This window comes from Enterobacter cloacae complex sp. XAL002 (genome assembly GCF_049236805.1).
Lineage (GTDB): Bacteria > Pseudomonadota > Gammaproteobacteria > Enterobacterales > Enterobacteriaceae > Enterobacter > Enterobacter intestinihominis.
This window is the reverse complement of sequence record NZ_JBMKJN010000004.1, coordinates 198,616-219,304: the sequence shown is the minus strand read 5'-3', so window position 1 is coordinate 219,304 and position 20,689 is coordinate 198,616. Positions and strand designations below refer to the sequence as shown.

Annotated in this window: 20 protein-coding genes; 14 read left to right on the top strand and 6 right to left on the bottom strand. The window is 52.0% G+C overall.

The features are described 5' to 3' along the window. Nucleotides 1-29: 29 nt before the first annotated feature. The 12 genes from pcnB to ACOT0L_RS05540 all read left to right on the top strand — a co-directional run bounded on the left by pcnB (nucleotide 30) and on the right by ACOT0L_RS05540 (nucleotide 11,455). Entirely contained in the window at nucleotides 30-1,427 is a 1,398-nt protein-coding gene (pcnB, locus tag ACOT0L_RS05595; RefSeq protein WP_071785222.1) for a polynucleotide adenylyltransferase PcnB, read from the top strand. Continuing rightward, complete coding sequence (gene folK, locus ACOT0L_RS05590) at nucleotides 1,424-1,903, top strand: 2-amino-4-hydroxy-6-hydroxymethyldihydropteridine diphosphokinase (RefSeq protein ID WP_023305457.1); 480 nt, start codon at nucleotides 1,424-1,426, stop codon at nucleotides 1,901-1,903. Before pcnB ends, folK begins: the two co-directional genes overlap by 4 nt. Before the next feature lie 123 nt (nucleotides 1,904-2,026). Further along, a complete protein-coding gene (gene panB / locus ACOT0L_RS05585) occupies nucleotides 2,027-2,818 on the top strand; it encodes a 3-methyl-2-oxobutanoate hydroxymethyltransferase (protein WP_022647086.1) in 792 nt (263 codons plus the stop codon). An 11-nt stretch (nucleotides 2,819-2,829) separates the two neighbouring features. After that, nucleotides 2,830-3,681 carry a pantoate--beta-alanine ligase gene (panC, locus tag ACOT0L_RS05580; RefSeq protein ID WP_022647085.1) on the top strand — a complete coding sequence of 284 codons (852 nt, stop codon included), beginning with the start codon at nucleotides 2,830-2,832 and terminating at the stop codon, nucleotides 3,679-3,681. Nucleotides 3,682-3,712: 31 nt separating this feature from the next. Then, nucleotides 3,713-4,093 (top strand): aspartate 1-decarboxylase, encoded by a 381-nt coding sequence (gene panD / locus ACOT0L_RS05575; RefSeq protein ID WP_022647084.1) that lies wholly within the window; start codon nucleotides 3,713-3,715, stop codon nucleotides 4,091-4,093. Nucleotides 4,094-4,417: 324 nt separating this feature from the next. Then, nucleotides 4,418-5,029: a fimbrial protein gene (locus ACOT0L_RS05570; protein WP_023299349.1), complete on the top strand. Its 612-nt coding sequence runs from the start codon at nucleotides 4,418-4,420 to the stop codon at nucleotides 5,027-5,029. Between the two features lie 85 nt (nucleotides 5,030-5,114). Beyond that, entirely contained in the window at nucleotides 5,115-5,858 is a 744-nt protein-coding gene (locus ACOT0L_RS05565) for a fimbrial chaperone (RefSeq protein ID WP_022647082.1), read from the top strand. An 81-nt stretch (nucleotides 5,859-5,939) separates the two neighbouring features. Next, nucleotides 5,940-8,534 carry an outer membrane usher protein gene (locus ACOT0L_RS05560; RefSeq protein ID WP_126502808.1) on the top strand — a complete coding sequence of 865 codons (2,595 nt, stop codon included), beginning with the start codon at nucleotides 5,940-5,942 and terminating at the stop codon, nucleotides 8,532-8,534. Nucleotides 8,535-8,572: 38 nt separating this feature from the next. Beyond that, entirely contained in the window at nucleotides 8,573-9,142 is a 570-nt protein-coding gene (locus ACOT0L_RS05555) for a fimbrial protein (protein WP_126502854.1), read from the top strand. A 26-nt stretch (nucleotides 9,143-9,168) separates the two neighbouring features. Then, nucleotides 9,169-9,732, top strand: coding sequence for a hypothetical protein (locus ACOT0L_RS05550; protein ID WP_023299346.1), 564 nt, complete (start codon nucleotides 9,169-9,171; stop codon nucleotides 9,730-9,732). A 14-nt stretch (nucleotides 9,733-9,746) separates the two neighbouring features. Continuing rightward, a complete protein-coding gene (locus ACOT0L_RS05545; RefSeq protein ID WP_126502809.1) occupies nucleotides 9,747-10,349 on the top strand; it encodes a fimbrial-like protein in 603 nt (200 codons plus the stop codon). Between the two features lie 20 nt (nucleotides 10,350-10,369). Further along, a complete protein-coding gene (locus tag ACOT0L_RS05540; RefSeq protein WP_050483641.1) occupies nucleotides 10,370-11,455 on the top strand; it encodes a fimbrial protein in 1,086 nt (361 codons plus the stop codon). A 3-nt stretch (nucleotides 11,456-11,458) separates the two neighbouring features. Here ACOT0L_RS05540 and ACOT0L_RS05535 read toward each other — a convergent pair whose 3' ends face one another. The 4 genes from ACOT0L_RS05535 to ACOT0L_RS05520 form a co-directional block, all read right to left on the bottom strand. Further along, nucleotides 11,459-12,706, bottom strand: coding sequence for a polysaccharide deacetylase family protein (locus ACOT0L_RS05535; protein WP_032621335.1), 1,248 nt, complete (start codon nucleotides 12,704-12,706; stop codon nucleotides 11,459-11,461). Between the two features lie 63 nt (nucleotides 12,707-12,769). Beyond that, the gene (locus tag ACOT0L_RS05530) at nucleotides 12,770-13,210 is read right to left on the bottom strand and encodes a PTS sugar transporter subunit IIA (RefSeq protein ID WP_022647075.1); all 441 of its coding nucleotides are present in this window, start codon (nucleotides 13,208-13,210) and stop codon (nucleotides 12,770-12,772) included. 105 nt (nucleotides 13,211-13,315) lie between these two features. After that, the gene (locus tag ACOT0L_RS05525; RefSeq protein WP_022647074.1) at nucleotides 13,316-14,086 is read right to left on the bottom strand and encodes an ABC transporter permease; all 771 of its coding nucleotides are present in this window, start codon (nucleotides 14,084-14,086) and stop codon (nucleotides 13,316-13,318) included. Continuing rightward, nucleotides 14,083-15,009, bottom strand: a complete 927-nt coding sequence (locus ACOT0L_RS05520) for an ABC transporter ATP-binding protein (protein WP_003856300.1) — start codon at nucleotides 15,007-15,009, stop codon at nucleotides 14,083-14,085. The genes ACOT0L_RS05525 and ACOT0L_RS05520 overlap by 4 nt, the downstream gene beginning before the upstream one ends. Nucleotides 15,010-15,116: 107 nt before the next feature. Here ACOT0L_RS05520 and can point away from each other — a divergent pair, with 107 nt between their 5' ends. Further along, nucleotides 15,117-15,779: a carbonate dehydratase gene (gene can / locus ACOT0L_RS05515; protein ID WP_003856301.1), complete on the top strand. Its 663-nt coding sequence runs from the start codon at nucleotides 15,117-15,119 to the stop codon at nucleotides 15,777-15,779. Between the two features lie 64 nt (nucleotides 15,780-15,843). On the opposite strand, the gene hpt is transcribed toward can, so the two are convergent. Then, a complete protein-coding gene (hpt, locus tag ACOT0L_RS05510; protein ID WP_003856303.1) occupies nucleotides 15,844-16,380 on the bottom strand; it encodes a hypoxanthine phosphoribosyltransferase in 537 nt (178 codons plus the stop codon). Between the two features lie 206 nt (nucleotides 16,381-16,586). Between hpt and ACOT0L_RS05505 the strand changes: the two genes are divergently transcribed. Continuing rightward, the gene (locus tag ACOT0L_RS05505; RefSeq protein WP_023299340.1) at nucleotides 16,587-18,977 is read left to right on the top strand and encodes a glucose/quinate/shikimate family membrane-bound PQQ-dependent dehydrogenase; all 2,391 of its coding nucleotides are present in this window, start codon (nucleotides 16,587-16,589) and stop codon (nucleotides 18,975-18,977) included. 86 nt (nucleotides 18,978-19,063) lie between these two features. On the opposite strand, the gene cueO is transcribed toward ACOT0L_RS05505, so the two are convergent. Further along, a complete protein-coding gene (gene cueO / locus ACOT0L_RS05500; protein WP_032625523.1) occupies nucleotides 19,064-20,623 on the bottom strand; it encodes a multicopper oxidase CueO in 1,560 nt (519 codons plus the stop codon). Between the last annotated feature and the right edge of the window lie 66 nt (nucleotides 20,624-20,689).

Below are 20,689 nucleotides of genomic sequence, written 5' to 3'. Positions count from 1 at the left end.
TGATAACAAAACACACTACGAGGTGTACTATTTTTACCCGAGTCGCTAATTTTTGCCGTAAAGTGCTGAGCCGCGAAGAGAGCATGGCGAATGATGCTATTGCACAGCCACACATGTCGGTCATTCCGCGTGAGCAGCACAATATTTCCCGCAAAGATATCAGTGAAAATGCCCTCAAGGTGCTCTATCGTCTGAATAAAGCAGGCTACGAGGCCTATCTCGTCGGCGGCGGGGTGCGCGATTTACTGCTGGGCAAAAAACCAAAAGATTTCGACGTGACGACCAGCGCCACGCCTGAACAGGTGCGTAAATTATTCCGCAACTGCCGTCTGGTTGGTCGCCGTTTCCGTCTGGCGCACGTGATGTTTGGACCGGAAATTATTGAAGTGGCGACCTTCCGCGGTCACCACGAAGCGGGCGTCAACGATCGCACAACTTCCCAGCGCGGCCAAAACGGCATGCTGCTGCGCGACAACATCTTCGGCTCTATTGAAGAAGATGCTCAGCGTCGCGATTTCACCATCAACAGCCTTTACTACAGCGTGGCGGATTTTACCGTGCGCGATTACGTCGGCGGTATGCAGGATCTGAAAGACGGCCTGATTCGCCTGATCGGCACGCCGGAAACGCGCTATCGCGAAGATCCGGTCCGAATGCTGCGCGCCGTGCGTTTCGCCGCCAAGCTAAACATGCGTATCAGCCCGGAAACCGCAGAGCCGATCCCGCGCCTGGCGACGCTGATTAACGACGTCCCCCCTGCCCGTCTGTTTGAGGAGTCGTTAAAGCTGCTCCAGGCAGGCTACGGGTTTGAAACCTACAATTTGCTGCGTGAATACAACCTGTTCCAGCCGCTGTTCCCGACCATTACCCGCTACTTCACCGAAAACGGTGACAGCGCAATGGAGCGGATGATTGCACAGGTGCTGAAGAACACGGATACCCGTATTCATAACGATATGCGCGTGAATCCGGCGTTCCTGTTCGCGGCCATGTTCTGGTATCCGCTGCTGGAAACGGCGCAGCGCATTACCCAGGAGAGCGGCCTCGCCTATTATGATGCGTTCGCGCTGGCGGCAAACGACGTGCTGGACGAAGGCTGTCGCACGCTGGCGATCCCGAAACGTATTACCACGCTGGTGCGTGATATCTGGCAGCTTCAGCTGCGTATGTCCCGCCGTCAGGGTAAACGTGCCTGGAAACTGATGGAGCATCCTAAGTTCCGCGCCGCGTTCGATTTGCTCTCTCTGCGTGCTGAAGTCGAAAGAAACCAGGAGCTACAGCGCCTGGCGCAGTGGTGGGGAGAATTTCAGGTCTCTGCACCACCGGAGCAAAAAGATATGCTCACGGATCTCGATGACGAGCCGGCACCGCGCCGTCGTCACCGTCGCCCGCGCAAGCGCGCGCCGCGTCGTGAAGGCACAGCATGACCCTTGCGTATATTGCCATCGGCAGCAATCTGGCCTCTCCGCTTGAGCAGGTTAACGCTGCCGTTCAGGCGCTGGGGGAGATCCCGCAAAGCCATATCGTGGCGGTCTCCTCCTTTTACCGTACGCCCCCGCTCGGCCCGCAGGATCAGCCTGATTATCTGAACGCCGCCGTGGTGCTGGAAACAGCCCTTGACGCAGAAACACTGCTGGATAATACCCAGCGTATTGAGCTACAGCAGGGTCGCGTACGTAAAGCCGAACGCTGGGGACCGCGCACGCTCGACCTCGATATTATGCTTTTCGGCCACAAGGTGATTAACACCGAGCGCCTCACCGTTCCGCACTATGACATGAAAAACCGTGCGTTTATGCTCTGGCCGCTGTTTGAAGTCGCCCCCGATCTCACCTTCCCTGACGGCACCTCGCTGAACGCCGTTCTGCAAAGTCTCAACGCGGAAAAACCGGTCCGCTGGTAATCCCGTGTCACCCCCGATTAGCCATGTGTTAAATATGGTTAATCGATTGCCTAAAATCATTGTTCCCTCGAATGTTACTGTTAGAATGCGCAAAGATCCGCTTTTGGGCCATCAGGAAACAGTATGAAACCAACTACCATCTCCTTATTGCAGAAATGCAAGCAGGAAAAGAAACGCTTCGCCACTATCACCGCGTATGACTACAGCTTCGCAAAACTGTTTGCCGAAGAAGGGATCAACGTCATGCTGGTCGGAGACTCGTTAGGGATGACGGTACAAGGACATGATTCCACTCTGCCGGTCACGGTCGAGGATATTGCTTACCATACCCGCGCCGTGCGCCGGGGTGCGCCCGCCTGCCTGCTACTTTCCGATCTGCCGTTTATGGCGTATGCCACCCCGGAACAGGCCTTTGAAAATGCGGCAACTGTGATGCGCGCCGGCGCCAATATGGTCAAAATCGAAGGCGGCGACTGGCTGGTCGATACGGTGAAAATGCTCACCGAACGGGCCGTGCCAGTTTGCGGGCACTTAGGGCTGACGCCGCAGTCCGTTAATATCTTTGGCGGTTATAAAGTTCAGGGGCGTGGCGATGCGGCGCAGACGCTGTTTGATGATGCCCTGGCGCTGGAAGCCGCTGGTGCACAGCTGCTGGTGCTGGAGTGTGTGCCGGTTGAGCTGGCTAAGCGTATCACTGAGGCGCTGTCGATTCCGGTGATCGGCATCGGCGCGGGCAACGTCACCGATGGCCAGATTCTGGTCATGCACGACGCCTTCGGGATCACCGGCGGTCACATTCCAAAATTTGCTAAAAATTTCCTGACAGAAGCAGGCGACATGCGTGCTGCTGTGCGGCAGTATATTGCCGAGGTTGAGTCCGGCGTTTATCCGGGCGAAGAACACAGTTTCCATTAAGGAGTCCAGGTGTGCTAATCATAGAAACTCTGCCGCTGCTGCGCCAGCATATCCGCCGTGCACGTCAGGAAGGTAAACGTATCGCCCTGGTCCCGACCATGGGCAATCTGCACGACGGCCATATGAAGCTGGTCGATGAAGCGAGAGCCCGTGCAGATATCGTGGTAGTCAGTATCTTCGTTAACCCGATGCAGTTCGATCGCGAAGACGATCTGGCGCGCTATCCACGTACCTTGCAGGAAGATTGCGAGAAGCTCAAAAAACGTCATGCGGATATCGTCTTCGCACCGGCCCCCGCAGATGTTTATCCTCAGGGTACCACTGAAGCGACCTACGTCGACGTACCGGGTATTTCGACCATGCTGGAGGGTGCCAGCCGTCCGGGCCATTTCCGCGGCGTTTCCACCATCGTCAGCAAGCTGTTTAACCTGGTGCAGCCGGACATCGCCTGCTTTGGCGAGAAAGATTTCCAGCAGCTGGCGCTGATCCGCAAAATGGTTGCCGATATGGGCTACGACATAGAGATTGTCGGCGTGCCGATTGTACGTGCGAAAGATGGCCTGGCGCTTAGCTCCCGTAACGGCTATCTGACTGCGGAACAGCGTAAAATTGCGCCAGGCTTAAGCAAAGTCATGAATACCATGGCAGAGCAACTGCTGGCAAAAGAATTAACCGCAGAAGAAATCATCGCTCTGGCTGAACAGGCGCTGAACGAGAAAGGTCTTCGTGCTGACGACGTTCAAATTCGGGATGCCGATACGCTTCTGGAACTCTCAGATACCAGCAAACGTGCGGTAATTCTGGTGGCGGCTTGGCTCGGCCAGGCCCGCCTTATCGACAACAAAGTGGTTGAACTGGCGTAGTTTTACTACCCGGAAGTGAAAGGTAAACGTAATGATTCGCAAAATGCTACAAGGTAAGCTTCACCGTGTGAAAGTCACCCAGGCCGACCTGCACTATGAAGGCTCCTGCGCGATCGACCAGGATTTTCTCGACGCGGCGGGTATTCTCGAAAACGAAGCTATTGATATCTGGAACGTTAATAACGGCAAACGCTTTTCAACGTACGCGATTGCCGCTGAACGCGGGTCTAAAATCATCTCCGTTAATGGGGCAGCGGCGCACTGCGCGGACGTGGGTGATATCGTCATTATTGCCAGCTTTGTGATGATGTCTGACGAAGAGGCACGTCGCTGGCAGCCAAAAGTGGCATACTTTGAAGGCGATAATGAAATGAAACGTATTGCGAAGGCAATTCCGGTTCAGGTTGCCTAAGCCAATAGTACTGTTATAAATTACCCGACAAATAGGTTGGGTAATTTATACATAATTAAAATGAATAGCGTTCTTTTTATATATTTTTATTAATATATTCAAGTCACCCTGCCGAACACCTGCTCATCAAAATGATGAACAATTATTATCATTCACTATTAAATAATCATATTGACTTAAAGATCGTTTAAGTATTTCTAACGCCTAACGGCTTCTCACAACCATTACTCATCACTTAGAATCCTTTTCCCGAAGCATCTGTTCGGAACGAACATAAGCCTTGCTTATGTTCACTTTTCTAGCATTTAAATATGGATATAAAAAATGTCTTTTAATAAATTAGGTCTGGCAACTGTAGTAGCAATGGTTCTGAGTGCGGGTTCTGCAATGGCAGCTGATATTCCTTCAGATACAGGCACTATTACTTTCCACGGTATGGTTTCTAATAACACCTGTAAAGTATCCCTGGATCAGAAGATTGACCAGGATGGTAATGATTTTGACGTTAACCTGGATACCGTGTTTGTAAAAGACTTCGCTAATGCGCTGGGTACCACCAGCACCCTGGGAGAAAAGAAATTCTCCCTCACCCTGACAGGTTGTGATTCTGCTACCGTCAACCAGGCATCTGCTCAGTTTGATTCCTGGGCGGGTTCTTCTTCAACTTCCGGCGGTCTGCTGGTTCCACCATCAAATACTCAAGGCGCCGCTAAAAACGTCAATCTGGTACTGTCAAACGATGGCAACTCCGCTACCGATCAGATCAAACTGGATCAGACCAACAATACCCAGAAAGCAACGATTGATACCACAGGCGCAGGCGCACTTTACTACCGTGTAGCGTATACCCAGGGTCAGAACTGGGATGCGGCCAACAACCCAGTGTCAGCTGGTGTGGTTCAGGCACAAGCTGCATTCACCATGATCTACGAGTAATTTTAAGCGCATAAATAAAATGCTCATATTATCCCCTGACGTACGTCAGGGGACTATTGATATCATTCCAACAGGAAGTGGAAAAATGTTAAGCACATCATTTTATAAAGGATTTAAAGCTGCCTGCTTTACAGCTGCTGCTGTCGCGTCATTCCAGGCAAGCGCAGATATCGTTATTTCGGGAACACGTATTGTTTATCAGCAGTCGCAAAAAGATGTCATCGTTTCTTTAGACAACCGTGGCAAAAAGCCACTATTAGTTCAATCATGGCTCGATGACGGTCGCGATGACACCAACCCACAGGAATTAAAACTACCGTTTATTATTACTCCACCAGTATCCCGAATTGATCCGCAAAAAGGTCAATCCGTTCGGATCTCGTACCTGGGTGGTTCATTGCCGCAAGATCGCGAATCCCTATTCTGGTTCAATGTGCTCGAGATTCCACCGAAGTCAAAAGTGAAAGACGGTGAAAATCCTAACCAGCTCCAGCTGGCATTCCGCACACGTATTAAACTCTTTTTCCGACCTGACGGCCTGAAAGGTACGCCAGGAGATGCAGCAGCCAAAGTAACGTGGTCACAACAAAAACAAGGTAATACGCTAAACCTGATCGCACACAATGATTCCCCTTACAACGTTTCTATTTCAAATGTAAAGCTGAAATCAGCAAATAAAGAGTACCAGGTTGAGCATAAATCTATTTTACCGTTTAGTACTCAAATTATGCAGGTAAAAGGTTTAGGTAGTACTGCCACCGGCACTGTTGCTTACGAAACCATTAATGACAATGGCGGCTCTGATACTTTTGAAAGCAAAGTAAATTAATAACCGCACCACCGCCACATTATAAATATAACACGTATGAATGATTCATAGCATTCATACGACGACTTGTCTGGATGAAGCATGCTATTTCAACGATCAATTTTATGTCTCGCAATCTGTGCAGCATTTCCTCTGCATGCCAGCGAGACTGAAAAAAAAGCTGTAGACACCTCATCCGAAACAGAATCGGCCATTGAATTTAATGACCAGTTCCTTATCGATAATGGTGGAGGTATCAATGTCGATCGTTATGCTTATGGCAACCCAGTTCTGCCAGGTACTTACCGTGTAAAAGTGAATTTGAATGGCAATTCAAAATCCACGGTCGAGATGACATTCATTGATAACAAAACGCCACGTGCCTCAGCATGTCTGACTAAACTCACGCTGACACAGGCAGGCGTTGATACCAGCATACTAGGCGATGATGTCAAAGACGACGAAACGTCTTGCGTAGATATCAAAAAATATTATCCCGGTGCTTCTGAAAATTTTGATAGTAGCAAGCAGGAAATGGATCTTAATTTCCCGCAAATCTACGTGCTTAAACTTCCAGCAGGGTATGTCGATCCTTCATTATGGGATAATGGTGTTCCGGCCGGATTACTCTCATACGATCTTAATACCTGGCACAGCGAGTCAAACGGCACCAATTCAGATACCGCTTATGCAGGCTTGCATTATGGCCTGAACGTGGGGCCGTGGCGTTTACGTTCTCGCGGCAGTCTGAACTGGGACAGCGATAATGGCACACATTATTCCAGCCAGGATATCTACCTCCAGCGAGACATCACACCACTTAACGCACAGATGGTAATGGGTGATTCCTACACACGCGGTGATGTCTTTGACTCGGTGAGCCTGCGTGGTGCGCGTATGTATAACGATGACCGCATGCTCCCGGAAGGCACCTCTGGCTACGCGCCAGTAATTCGTGGTGTGGCAAACAGTAACGCCAAAGTTAGCGTAACGCAAAGCGGCAATAAAATTTATGAAACCACCGTTCCACCCGGTGCTTTCGAGATCAATGACCTCAGTACAACAGGCTATGGCAATGATTTGATTGTCACTGTAGAGGAAGCCGATGGAAGTAAACGGACGTTTACCGTTCCGTTCTCCTCAGTTACACAAATGCTCCGCCCAGGCTCCAGCCGCTGGGATGTGGGTTTAGGTGAGCTGAATGATGATTCATTGCACGATAAGCCAAACGTTGGCTACGCAACTTACGCGTATGGTCTGAATAATACCTTTACCGGTTACGTGGGTGCGCAATATACGGATATGGATTTCTACGCCGGCCTGCTTGGTCTGGCTATGAATACCCGTATTGGTGCATTCGCATTAGATGTTACCGGGTCCTATGCCGATATCGACGGGCTGGACACGCTTAAAGGGCAGAGTTATCGGCTGACCTACAGCAAAATGCTTGAAGCCACTAACACATCTCTTAACGTGGCAGCTTATCGCTTCTCTACAGAAGATTATCTCAGCCTTAACGATGCCGCCTCATTGCAGGACAGTATTCATCACGAGGAATATGGCAATCGATCTTATGACAGCAATGCCGAGCTTTATGCTGATTATCAGCGTACCAAAAACCAGATACAGGTCAGCCTGAACCAGCCATTGAATGTTAACGGTGATGAATACGGCTCACTCTATATTAGCGGTACCTGGCAGGATTACTGGAATGACTCCAGCTCCACTTCCGACTACAGCGTGGGTTACAACAATAGTTTTGCTTACGGTAGCTATAGCGTTTCTGTGCAACGCACGTACAACGAAACAGGGGAAAAGGATGACAGCGTTTATTTAAACGTCAGTATTCCATTCAGCATATTCAATAAAGATAGTGCGCAGTCAGGCGGATTCAATAACGTCAACATGAGCCTGCGCACTGATTTAAAAGGCGGTACCAGTTTTAACTCTACGGCAAGCGGCAACTCCAAAAACAGTGAAGTGAGCTATTCCGTTAGCGCCTCATCAAGCGGGGGCAACTACGGCAACCTGAACCAGGTCAGTGGCTATAGCTCATGGAACAGTCCTTACGGGCCGCTCGGTGTCTCAGCGTCCTTTGGCGATGACAATAGTAAACAGTATTCCGCGAGTTATAACGGCGGAATGGTTGTTCACTCGGGTGGCGTTGTATTTACATCCGGCAGTATCGGCGAAACGGATTCACTTGCGCTGGTAAAAGCAAGTGGCGCAACGGGTGCTCGGCTGGGTTACGGCCAAAGCCGCATTAACAGCTCCGGGTACGGGATTATGCCGTATATGTCAGCCTACAGAGAAAACCGAGTATCGCTCGATATCAGCACTCTCGAAGCAGACGTTGAAATCAAAAATACCAGCGCTGTTGCCGTACCTCGCAATGGCTCCGTTGTATTAGTGAATTTTGAAACGGATGAAGGTCGTTCGCTTGTTCTGGAATTACAACGTTCTGATAACGGCTTTATTCCGCTAGGTGCTGACGTTCTGAATGAGAAAAACGAATCTATCGGAACGGTAGGCCAGGCAGGACAAGCTTATGTACGCGGTGTGGAAGACAAAGGCGCTCTCCGGGTGGTATGGGGAAGCGATGGCTCCAGCTCTTGCACGGTGAATTATCAGATTCCTGAAAATGCGAAGAAAGCAGGCTTAACCACGATTCTGAGTAATCAACAGTGCCAAATGTAATGATGTTAAAACAGGGAATCACACCCATGGGAAATAATATGAAGAAAAATCATTGCGGTTATTCATTAATCGCATTAGCAATGTTAGCGATGTCAGGTTCTGCTGCGGCAGCCGATCTCAATGTTGACTTTACTGCCAATATCCGCGAAACCACCTGCGATATGAAACTGGTCGGCGGTACGGGTTCAGATACGCAGCAAACGCTGACTATCGGTAATAACGGTCAGGTACGTTTAGATGATGTCAAAGCCGGAACGGCAAATGCCAATTTCAAAATCGTGCTCGTTGAATGCCCGGCATCACTGACCTCATTGAAAACCAAAGTATCGGGAACAAGATCTGGATATTTATACTCAGGCCTTGTTAACCAAATACAAAAAATCGACGGAGGTGCAGACTTCTCTGCTGTTGAGATTGCCAGAGCCAGCGCACCGGATGCCCCGTTTATCATTAACTCTGAGGACGATAACGAGCGCCTGGTCTGGAGTCCAACAGAAATCCAGAATAAGGAAGTTGCTCTGGTGGCCACCTTACGTGAAACACAGGAAAACAGGATGACCATAGGTGATTTTCAGGCCGTGGCGACCTTTGAATTTATCTACGAGTGATTAGTGCAGGAAAACGGAGCAACATTATGAAATTCAATTCTACTTTTATCGCCCTGTCCGTTTCTGCTCTTCTGTTCTCGGGAATGGCAAGCGCAGCTATTACAGGCACCCCTAGTGTCGAATTAACGATTAAATCAAAAATTGTATCAGGCACATGTACCGCAAAAGTACTTAACGATGCAGGCACAGCCTCCACTGAAATTGCGTTCGGCGACGTATACAAATCCGATCTGGTGAACAAAACCCGAGTCGAGCCGCTCAAGATTAGTTTCACCAACTGTTCTGGAGTAACCAAGGCAACGGTGTCCGCTGCGAAAGGCGCTGGTGGTGAATGCAGTGGCGTCAACAAGACGGGTGATTCTTACTCTGGCGGCTTAGCAACGGGCTTTGAGATCTGGTCGGGTGTTGTCGATACTGGCGAGCTTATGAGCTGTAACACGCCTCCGGCTGCTAAGGATGTCACCATTACTGATGGTACCGGTGAATTCCCGATGAATTCCCGTATCGTTATCGGGCAAGGCCAAACCATTGCTGATGTAGGCGCGGGGGCGGTTACTGCGCCAGTCACGTTTACTATCGCTTATCCATAAGACCAGGAACCAGTATGCAACAATCACCGTTCACTTTATACCAGCCCGGTCTTGTGTTGCTTATGGGCTTGGCTGGTGGCATCTTGCCTGGCGTAAGCCAGGCAAGCTCAGGATTAGACGTAAATATTACCGCTAACATTGTTAATAGCACCTGTAAGATGACCGTGGAAAATGACGGCGAAATTTATCTCCCCAATGCGATGCGCAGTTGGTTTTATAACCCGGATGGTAGCGATCGTTTTACTGCAACCGATGATGCAGGCGGTACGCCTTTTAAGATCCATGTAGATGATTGCTATGGAGACAGCGGTACGGCTAAAAAGCTGAGTTTTAGCTTTTCGCCGCAGTCGGGTTTCTGGCCAGGACAAAATCAGGTTTTCAAAAGTGATGATACCGCCGCAGGCGCGGCAAAAAATGTCGGCGTCGTCGTTTTCTCAGAAAAATATAAAAAGAATGTTTTAAACAACGACGGCACGTCAAAAATCACTTATGACGTAAGCGGTCAGGATACTGCATTTTTAACGGATTATCAGTTCTATGCCCGATATCAAAATATTGGCGTAGTGGCTGGTGGTGTCGTTACCAGTAAAGTATTGGTTGACGTCACTTACGAATAATAATCAGAACAGGAAAAAGGATGAGAATGTTCAACTTTATAAGACAGGGTTTCAACGTGAAAGGCACAATGGCGTTTGCCATGGCGAGCGCGTTATTAACCCTCAGCCACTCCTGCTGGGCAGATGAGTGCCGCATGAATAATGGAAAAGGCGGCACAACCACGCTGATCAATTCTGACTACTCAGGTGGCACCGTACGTCTTCCCCCTCCGGGTAATTATGCCAGTACTCTTTTTAACGTTAACCTGACACCAGGCATTCAGGCCGAATGTGGTATGGGGGACGATGGTTTTAACCTCGTGTCACAAACAAACCCGACCTTGCTGATGGGGAGCAGTTATGGCAGGGCTATGTTTGAAACAAATATTCCGGGGATTTATTATTCCGTAAGGGTGCACACCGCAGAAAGCGATGGAGGCATGGGTGGTTACTTCGCTATGAATACTACTGGCTGGACTACCGTTGCATCCTCAGGTAAGTCTGACCCCTGGGATAGAAAATGGATAAACACCTCAGTTCAAATTTATATTGATGAAGGTTACAGAGGCAACCCGAACAAAGAAACCGCAATCAGACCCAAACCCGGCACTCTGGGTAAAATGGCTATTGGTAATCCAGATGATACTAACAACCGACCATGGACATTTGTGGTCAACGAGGACTCATTCCAGATCCCGATCGTTCTTCCAACCTGCGACATGGCCATGCTATCGGATGGTACTAATAATGTTAACCTGGGAGAATATTATGTTTCAGACATTAAAAACAATCGGGTTAAGGATATCCCTTTTTCCATTAGCTTAAGCAATTGTACCGGTGTGGCAAATATCACAACCAAACTCACCACCTCAAAGCTAACCGGAAAAAATAATGATCTTCTTGGTAATACGCTTTCGTCCGGAGCTGAAGGCGCAGGCGTGAAAATCATGTATAACGGAACCTCTCAACTTCTGCCGAATAATCCTGACTCATCCTATGTCATAACGGATTACCAAACCCCTGAATCCAAGCAAATTAATTATGTTGCTCAACTGGTAGCAAACGGAAACACAGTGAAACCGGGGTCGTTTAAAGCCACCGGCGTATTCACCCTTTCATACGATTAACCGCTATCCCTGCGGCTGATTACTGATCAGCCGCGACATCGTCTCCAGTGAGTCCGTTCTTAAGATATACAAACGCTTCAACAGGAACGGATTATCCCCCGGCTTCACCTTCCCCTTCATCGTCGTCACTGCCATATGAAAACCAGCCTCATTCGCTGCCTTTATCGCTTTATTGTCATAGCCGCCAAATGGATACGACACATACAATACGCGCGGGTTGAACTGAGCCAGTGCACGACGTGAGCGTTCAAAATCAAACAGGATCACGTGATAGCTACGGCTCAACAGGATGGGGTGTTTATAGCCATCCACGCGATGCAGGAAATGAGTGTGAGACTGAATGTCGAACACATCCTGGATGCCCTTAATTTCCTGAACGCTCATAAACTGCAGCGATTTTGGATCCCACTTCTGCGGATGGCCTTTGATTCGGGATGAAATTATAAACGCCGTCGCGTTGAAGCCATATTCTTTCAGCACCGGATACGCATAGCGGCTCACCGATTTGAGGCCATCATCAAAGGTGATCACCACCGCTTTCGCGGGCAGGTTCATCTTGTTACGCACGTACCCTTCAAGCTGGTACATCGTCAGCGTGGTGTAGCCCTGATCGCGTAACCAGGCCATCTGATTATTAAACGCACGTACGCTGGTCGTCGTGGAGGTATGTCGAAAACGGGTGTTCTCTTCATCACGCAAAATATGATGGTAGGTCAGAACCGGTAGCCCGTTATCTTCCTGCGCATCCAGGCTGCTTACCCATGCCAGACGATTACCGATACGGATCTGGAACCAGGTCTGGTTCAGGCGGTCTTTCAGCTTATTCAGAATCGGATAGCGAAGATTAGCGCTTAAGGTGCCAAAGGGCGCGCTTCCGCTGCTGGGGGCGTTATACACCGGCGTGTCTTTCCAGGTAATGAGGTTTTGATTACTGAGCGGCTTGTTCAAGTCACCCAAACTATCCTCAACCCGTTGTTTGCCCTGAACTTTTTCAAGGTGGTCTTTATCAATAAACCCCGTACCGAATCCGAAACGAAATTCATAGTAATCCGCCGCGGCCGGAAAGACAGCGAGGATCTGCCCGGCGCGGACATTCCCCACATTCACAACGGCATTTCCCACCTGCGCCCAGATGGCCGCATCTTCGGTGGTTTGCATATACTGAGCAGGAAGGCCTTGCTGGCTGGTCAGGCTGGCAGACGCACCACCGGAAACCACGAGCAGAAGGACAAAGATAACGCGCTTGAGCATGGAATATAAATCGACACAGAAAATCAGCCGCCATTGTAACAAAAGCGGCATCAATACCAATGTTTAATGCTTATACAGATCGTGAAGCAGAACAAAAGGCGGGTTCTTCTGCTGCTGGTGCCACAAGCTGCTCACGCCCGGCGAGCCCTGCGCCACAATGGCGTGACGAAACTCAGCGCTGCTCAACGTTGCGCGCAGCGGATACATCGCTTCGAGTAAAGGCAGGCTGATACCGGAGATTACTTCACAGTTATCGTGCTTATGGCTCATTAGGGCAGCCGCACGGTATGGCGCCGCGCCGGATCTGTCAGTGAGAAAAATCACGCCATCGCCGGTGTCGGTTTCATGCAGCGCGTCACACATCATCCGGCTGAGCATATTGGTGCTCAGCCCTCGCCAGTAATTTACCGCACGACATTGCGCCAGGGGGCCAAATCGGGCCTCCAGCTTAAGCAGCATTTCCTGTGCCTCTTCATCGTGGCAGGTGATCACCCATCCCAGCATAACGTCTCTCCTTAGCAGGCGAGTAGTTTATCCAGGTGAAGGTTAGTTTACGGTGATAACTGTCAAAGAAAGTGCCCGGCAAACAGAACGTCGCCGGGCAGAAGGTTAGCTACGCAGCCCGCGTCCGCGCTGGATCAGATACCAGCACAGCAGATAGAATGCCACGATAAACACCACCAGCACCACAACGGTGGTGAACAGCGGGACATCGGCAATGCCGAGGAAGCCAAAGCGGAAGCCGCTGATCATGTAGACAATCGGGTTCAGGTGCGACAGCGCCTGCCAGAACGGCGGCAACAGCGTCAGGGAGTAAAACACCCCGCCCAGATAGGTCAGCGGCGTCAGCACGAAGGTCGGGATCAGGCTGATGTCATCAAACGTTTTAGCAAACACCGCGTTCAGCAGCCCGGCGAGGGAGAACAGGATCGCCGTCAGCAATAATGTGAGCGCCACGAACAGCCACGAATGCACCTGGAACGGGACGAAGAACAACGAAATCGCCGTCACCAGAATCCCCACGCACAGCCCGCGCGCTACGCCGCCGCCCACGTAACCGGCGATGATCACATGCGTTGGCACCGGGGCCACCAGTAGCTCTTCAATGTTGCGCTGGAACTTGGCGCTAAAGAACGACGACGCCACGTTCGCGTAAGCGTTGGTGATCACCGCCATCATGATCAGGCCCGGCACGATAAACTGCATATAGGTAAAACCGTGCATCTCACCAATGCGGGAGCCAATCAGGTTACCGAAAATGATGAAGTAGAGCGTCATGGTGATCACCGGCGGCACCAGGGTTTGCACCCAGATACGCATAAAGCGGTTAATCTCTTTTGCCCAGATGCTTTTCAGCGCGACCCAGTAAAGATGCGTCATGCCTTGTCTCCTTGTTTGTCGTGCACCAGAGAGACAAACAGCTCTTCCAGTCGGTTTGCTTTGTTACGCATGCTTAATACCTGAATGCCCTGCGCACTCAACTGTGAGAACACGCTGTTGATACCCTGCTCGCGCAGCACTTCTACCTCCAGCGTCGAGGTATCGACCAGGCGATAGTTGTAGCCCTCCAGTTTCGGCAGCGCGCTTTTCGCCGCCAGATCGAGGATAAAGGTCTCTGATTTGAGCTTGGAGAGCAGATTCTTCATCGAGGTGTTTTCCACCAGCTCACCGTGCTGAATGATGCCGATATTGCGGCACAGCATTTCCGCCTCTTCCAGGTAGTGCGTGGTCAGAATGATGGTGGTGCCTTTATCGTTCAGATCTTTCAGGAAACCCCACATGGAGCGACGCAGTTCAATATCCACGCCAGCAGTAGGCTCATCAAGGATAAGCAGCTTTGGCTCGTGCATCAGCGCGCGGGCAATCATCAGGCGGCGCTTCATCCCCCCGGACAACATCCGCGCGCGTTCGTTACGCTTCTCCCACAGGTCGAGCTGTTTCAGATACTTTTCGCTGCGCTCAAGCGCCTCTTTGCGCTCAACGCCATAATAACCCGCCTGGTTAACAACAATCTGCTGTACCGTCTCAAACGGGTTGAAGTTGAACTCCTGCGGCACCAGCCCCAGCTGACGCTTGGCGTTGACCACATCTTTTTGCAGATCGTAGCCAAACACGCTGACGCGGCCGGAGGTTTTGTTGACCAGCGAGCTGATGATCCCGATGGTGGTGGATTTCCCCGCCCCGTTCGGCCCCAGAAGCGCGTAGAAATCTCCCGCTTCGACTTTAAGATCTATCCCGCGCAGCGCCTGAACGCCCCCCGGGTAGGTTTTTTTGAGCTGTTCAAGCTCCAGTGCAATCGCCATGAATTCAACTTACCTTAAGTTCTGACACACGTTGTGTGGTTTCATTAAAAGTCGGGTTACCCTATAGTAGCGCAACGCAATCACTTGGTTACAGGTCGCTAACCTCCATGAACGACATAGATACACTCATCAGCAACAATGCACTATGGTCAAAAATGCTGGTGGAGGAAGACCCCGGATTTTTTGGAAAACTCGCGCAAGCGCAGAACCCGCGCTTTCTCTGGATTGGATGTTCTGACAGCCGTGTCCCCGCCGAACGTCTGACGGGTCTTGAACCTGGCGAACTGTTTGTTCACCGCAATGTGGCTAACCTGGTTATTCATACCGATCTCAACTGCCTTTCGGTTGTGCAGTACGCCGTTGACGTTCTTGAGGTTGAGCACATCATTATTTGTGGCCACTACGGCTGCGGCGGCGTGCAGGCGGCGGTCGAAAACACAGAGCTGGGGTTAATCGATAACTGGCTGCTGCACATTCGTGATATCTGGTTCAAACATAGCTCACTGCTGGGCGAAATGCCGCAGGAGCGCCGTCTCGACACCTTGTGTGAGCTGAACGTAATGGAGCAGGTCTATAACCTGGGCCACTCGACGATTATGCAGTCTGCCTGGAAACGCGGGCAGAAGGTCTCCATCCACGGCTGGGCGTACGGTATTCACGACGGTCTGCTGCGCAATCTGGAAGTGACCGCCACCAACCGCGAAACGCTGGAACAGCGTTACCGCTCGGGAATTGCCAACCTCAAGCTTAAGCATGTGAACCATAAATAACAAAGCCGGGGGTTTTCACCCTCTCCCTGTGGGAGAGGGCTGGGGTGAGGGCATCAGCCCGCAATTATTCGTCCAGAATCACTACTTTCCCAACATACGGCAGATGGCGATAACGCTGCGCGTAATCAATGCCGTAACCCACCACGAATTCGTCCGGGATGGAGAAACCAACGAACTCCACCGGCACCTGCACTTCACGGCGCTCAGGCTTATCCAGCAGGGTACAAATCGCCAGTGATTTTGGTTCACGCAGGCTCAGGATCTCACGCACTTTAGAGAGCGTGTTGCCGGAGTCGATGATGTCCTCAACAATCAACACATCTTTGCCACGAATATCTTCATCCAGATCTTTCAGGATTTTCACATCACGGGTTGTGGACATGCCGCTGCCGTAACTGGAGGCGGTCATAAAATCGACCTCGTGCGGCACCTGCACTTCACGGCACAGGTCTGCCATGAACATGAAAGAACCACGCAACAGACCGACCAGCACCATTTCGCTGCCGCTGTCCTTGTAATGTTCGGTGATTTGACGACCCAGTTCGGCGATACGCGCTTTGATCTCGGCTTCCGGGATCATCACTTCAACAGTATGTTTCATATTACTAACCAAATGATTTTAGTGAAAATCTCTCAATGCGGATGACTCTCGCTCCGGCATCGATATGCAAGCCAGCCATTATACCAGTAAATGGATTGCCCTGGCGTATGAGTTATAAAAAGCAATATTTGTGATTCCGATCACAGTTGTTAATACCTATAATTAATTGCTAGCAAATAATTAACAAAACTGACGAGTACTTTTCTATGGCTGAAACAAAAACTAAACAGCCGCGTCTACTGGTGACATTAACAGCCGCGTTTGCCGCATTCTGCGCGCTGTATTTGTTAATCGGTGGCGTATGGCTGGTCGCGATTGGCGGCTCCTGGTACTACCCGATTGCGGGTCTGGTTATGGTTGGCGTAACCGTCCTGCTTTTACGCAGAAAACAATCTGCTCTGTGGCTGTACGCAGCGTTACTGCTCGCAACCATGATCTGGGGCGTCTGGGAAGTCGGGTTCGACTTCTGGGCATTGACGCCGCGCAGCGACATTCTGGTCTTCTTCGGTATCTGGCTGATCCTGCCGTTTGTCTGGCGTCGTCTGATCGTCCCTTCCAGTGGTGCTGTAGCCGGTCTGGTCGTTGCCCTGCTGATTAGTGGCGGCATCCTGACCTGGGCCGGATTCAACGACCCGCAGGAGATCCACGGTACGCTGAACACTGAATCCACACCGGCTGCGGCTATTTCGCAGGTGGCTGACGGCGACTGGCCAGCCTATGGTCGAAATCAGGAAGGTCAACGTTACTCCCCGCTGAAGCAGATCAATGCGGACAACGTGAAAAACCTGAAGGAAGCCTGGGTATTCCGTACCGGCGACCTGAAAATGCCGAACGATCCGGGTGAGCTGACCAACGAAGTGACCCCGATTAAAGTGGGCAACATGCTCTACCTGTGTACGGCGCACCAGCGTCTGTTCGCGCTCGACGCGGCCACCGGTAAAGAGAAATGGCACTTTGATCCACAGCTGAACTCCAACCCGTCGTTCCAGCACATCACCTGCCGCGGCGTCTCTTACCACGAAGCGCGCGCTGATAATGCCAGCCCGGAAGTCATTGCCGACTGTCCTCGCCGCATTATGCTGCCGGTGAACGATGGCCGCCTGTTTGCCATCAACGCTGAGACCGGTAAGCTGTGCGAAACCTTCGCTAACAAAGGCATTCTGAATCTTCAGACCAACATGCCGGACACTACGCCGGGTCTGTATGAGCCGACCTCCCCGCCAATCATTACCGATAAAACCATCGTGATTGCCGGTTCGGTAACGGATAACTTCTCTACCCGCGAAACCTCCGGCGTTATACGTGGTTTCGACGTGAACACCGGTAAACTGCTGTGGGCCTTCGACCCGGGCGCGAAAGATCCCAACGCGATCCCATCGGATGAACACACCTTTACCTTTAACTCACCGAACTCCTGGGCACCGGCAGCGTATGACGCGAAGCTGGACCTGGTTTACCTGCCGATGGGCGTGACCACGCCGGATATCTGGGGCGGTAACCGTACGCCGGAGCAGGAACGTTACGCCAGCTCCATCGTGGCGCTGAACGCAACGACCGGTAAACTGGCATGGAGCTACCAGACCGTTCACCACGATCTGTGGGATATGGATATGCCGTCCCAGCCGACGCTGGCGGACATTACCGTTAACGGTAAAACCGTTCCGGTGATTTACGCCCCGGCCAAAACCGGCAACATCTTCGTGCTGGATCGCAGCAACGGTAAGCTGGTTGTTCCTGCGCCGGAAAAACCGGTTCCGCAGGGTGCGGCCAAAGGCGACTACGTCACCAAAACGCAGCCGTTCTCTGATCTGAGTTTCCGTCCGGAGAAAGACCTCAGCGGTGCAGACATGTGGGGTGCCACGATGTTTGACCAGCTGGTATGCCGCGTGATGTTCCACCAGCTGCGCTATGAAGGCATCTTCACGCCGCCGTCAGAGCAGGGCACGCTGGTCTTCCCGGGTAACCTGGGGATGTTCGAGTGGGGTGGGATCTCCGTTGACCCTAACCGTCAGGTCGCCATCGCTAACCCAATGGCGCTGCCGTTCGTTTCCCGTCTGATCCCACGCGGTCCGGGTAACCCAATGGAGCAGCCTAAAGATGCGAAAGGCAGCGGTACCGAAGCCGGTATCCAGCCGCAGTATGGCGTTCCTTATGGTGTGACCCTGAATCCGTTCCTTTCTCCGTTCGGTCTGCCGTGTAAACAGCCTGCCTGGGGTTACATCTCCGGTCTGGATCTGAAGACCAACAAGATCGTCTGGAAGAAACGTATTGGTACGCCACAGGACAGCATGCCGTTCCCGATGCCTGTTCCAGTGCCGTTCAATATGGGTATGCCAATGCTGGGTGGCCCAATCTCCACCGCCGGTAACGTGCTGTTCATCGCGGCAACCGCAGATAACTACCTGCGCGCGTACAACATGACCAACGGTGAAAAACTGTGGCAAGGCCGTCTGCCAGCCGGTGGACAGGCTACGCCGATGACCTATGAAGTGAATGGCAAGCAGTACGTTGTCATCTCCGCAGGTGGTCACGGTTCGTTTGGCACGAAGATGGGCGACTATATTGTCGCGTATGCACTGCCTGACGACGCTAAGTAATGAAAAAGCCCGGTGGCGCTAACGCTTACCGGGCTTTCGGGTGTCCTATGTAGGCCGGGTAAGGCGAAGCCGCCACCCGGCTTTTTTTATACGGTAAAGCCCAGCATCATCCCCGTATCTTCATGCTCCAGCAGATGGCAGTGGGCCATATAGGCAAACTCTTTCGGCGCTTCGTGATCGAACTTCACCAGCACCTCGCTGACACCGCCTTCCACCCTCACCGTATCTTTCCAGCCCCGGCGATGCGCGTCCGGCGCTTTACCGTTCTCAGAGAGAATACGGAACTGCGTGCCGTGGATATGGAACGGGTGCAGCATCATGTCGCCTTCGCCTGAAATCACCCAGCGTTCAAACTGCCCTTTCGTGGCGGCGAACATGGGCGTGTTCATATCGAACGCTTTGCCGTTGATGCGGTTGGCGTTGTGGAAATCGAAACCATGGCCGCCGTGATCCATGCCGCCCATTTTACCGTGGTCCATATTCATATGGCCCATCATCTGGCCGTGGTGCATTCCCGCCATGGCCTGATTGCCGTACTTCTTCATCAGCGCCTGCATGCCCATCATGTCGAGCATCGGGTCCATGGAGAGCTGAAGTTTACGCTGCGTAAGCCCGTCCAGCGACGGGAGTGCGGGTAGCGTGGTGAGGGCGTCCGGCAGCGTACCGGAAGCGGCGATCTGTAGCGGCTGAATGCGCAGGACCGGATGGGGTTTATCAAACGGCGCAACGGCCATCCCCATCTGGCTGACCGGCAGGGTCACCAGGTCAAACGCTTTGCCATCGCTGATATCCACCAGCACCTCGAAGCGCTCGCCCATCAGCATCGGCAGCTCGCTCACCTTCACCGGTTCCGGCAGCAGGCCGCCGTCGCTTGCCACCACATACAGCGGGCGTTTATCGCTGGTGGCGAAGTTCAGCGAGCGGGCGTTACAGCCATTTAGCAGGCGTAAACGCAGCCAGCCTTTTGGCGCGGCATGCTGCGGGTAGATTGCGCCGTTGGTCAGCAGCGTATCGCCAAACCAGCCTACCGCCGCGCTCATTACGTCCAGCTGATAGTCAATTTGCCCGTCAGCGCTGAATTTTTTGTCCTGCACAATCACCGGGACATCGTCGATCCCCCACTGTTTTGGCAGGCGCAGCAGGCGGCTTTCATCGTCTTCAATCAGCACCAGACCGGCCAGCCCCATCGCCACCTGATGGCCCGTTTTGCCATGCTGATGCGGGTGGAACCAGCAGGTCGCCGCACGCTGGTCAGGAGTAAAGGTGACGCTGCGTTTACCACCAGGCCTGATGACGCCCTGAGGCCCCCCATCCACTTCGCCCGGGACTTCCAGCCCATGCCAGTGCAGCGTGGTCTCTTGCGCTAACGTGTTATGAATGTCTACCGTCACCGCCTTCCCTTTGCGTAACTGCAACGCCGGGCCGAGCAAATTGCCGTTATAACCCCACGTCGTGGCGGCGTGCTGACCGAACGTGGTTTTACCGGCCTGCACCACAAGCTGAATGCGGCTGCGGGCATCTGCGGCGAGTAATTCAGGTATGGGTAAAGCAGGTCTGTCGGCGGCAAAAACGGCGCGGCTCCAGAGAGGTAACGCGCTGGCAACCCCCAGCGCGGCAGAAAATTTTAAAAAATCACGACGTTGCATGTGCATTTCCTTATTTCCAGCAGGCGATCTTTTGAGCATAAACCCTCCCCTTACCGGAAGGTCAAG

Coding starts and splice junctions, on each gene's coding strand:
- cueO (WP_032625523.1), bottom strand. CDS start 20,623: ATGCAACGTCGTGATTTTTTAAAATTTTCTGCCGCGCTGGGGGTTGCC.
- hpt (WP_003856303.1), bottom strand. CDS start 16,380: ATGAAACATACTGTTGAAGTGATGATCCCGGAAGCCGAGATCAAAGCG.
- ACOT0L_RS05520 (WP_003856300.1), bottom strand. CDS start 15,009: ATGGCGATTGCACTGGAGCTTGAACAGCTCAAAAAAACCTACCCGGGG.
- ACOT0L_RS05505 (WP_023299340.1), top strand. CDS start 16,587: ATGGCTGAAACAAAAACTAAACAGCCGCGTCTACTGGTGACATTAACA.
- ACOT0L_RS05530 (WP_022647075.1), bottom strand. CDS start 13,210: ATGCTGGGATGGGTGATCACCTGCCACGATGAAGAGGCACAGGAAATG.
- ACOT0L_RS05565 (WP_022647082.1), top strand. CDS start 5,115: ATGTTAAGCACATCATTTTATAAAGGATTTAAAGCTGCCTGCTTTACA.
- panD (WP_022647084.1), top strand. CDS start 3,713: ATGATTCGCAAAATGCTACAAGGTAAGCTTCACCGTGTGAAAGTCACC.
- folK (WP_023305457.1), top strand. CDS start 1,424: ATGACCCTTGCGTATATTGCCATCGGCAGCAATCTGGCCTCTCCGCTT.
- ACOT0L_RS05525 (WP_022647074.1), bottom strand. CDS start 14,086: ATGACGCATCTTTACTGGGTCGCGCTGAAAAGCATCTGGGCAAAAGAG.
- ACOT0L_RS05540 (WP_050483641.1), top strand. CDS start 10,370: ATGAGAATGTTCAACTTTATAAGACAGGGTTTCAACGTGAAAGGCACA.
- can (WP_003856301.1), top strand. CDS start 15,117: ATGAACGACATAGATACACTCATCAGCAACAATGCACTATGGTCAAAA.
- ACOT0L_RS05535 (WP_032621335.1), bottom strand. CDS start 12,706: ATGCTCAAGCGCGTTATCTTTGTCCTTCTGCTCGTGGTTTCCGGTGGT.
- panB (WP_022647086.1), top strand. CDS start 2,027: ATGAAACCAACTACCATCTCCTTATTGCAGAAATGCAAGCAGGAAAAG.
- ACOT0L_RS05555 (WP_126502854.1), top strand. CDS start 8,573: ATGAAGAAAAATCATTGCGGTTATTCATTAATCGCATTAGCAATGTTA.
- ACOT0L_RS05550 (WP_023299346.1), top strand. CDS start 9,169: ATGAAATTCAATTCTACTTTTATCGCCCTGTCCGTTTCTGCTCTTCTG.
- ACOT0L_RS05570 (WP_023299349.1), top strand. CDS start 4,418: ATGTCTTTTAATAAATTAGGTCTGGCAACTGTAGTAGCAATGGTTCTG.
- ACOT0L_RS05545 (WP_126502809.1), top strand. CDS start 9,747: ATGCAACAATCACCGTTCACTTTATACCAGCCCGGTCTTGTGTTGCTT.
- ACOT0L_RS05560 (WP_126502808.1), top strand. CDS start 5,940: ATGCTATTTCAACGATCAATTTTATGTCTCGCAATCTGTGCAGCATTT.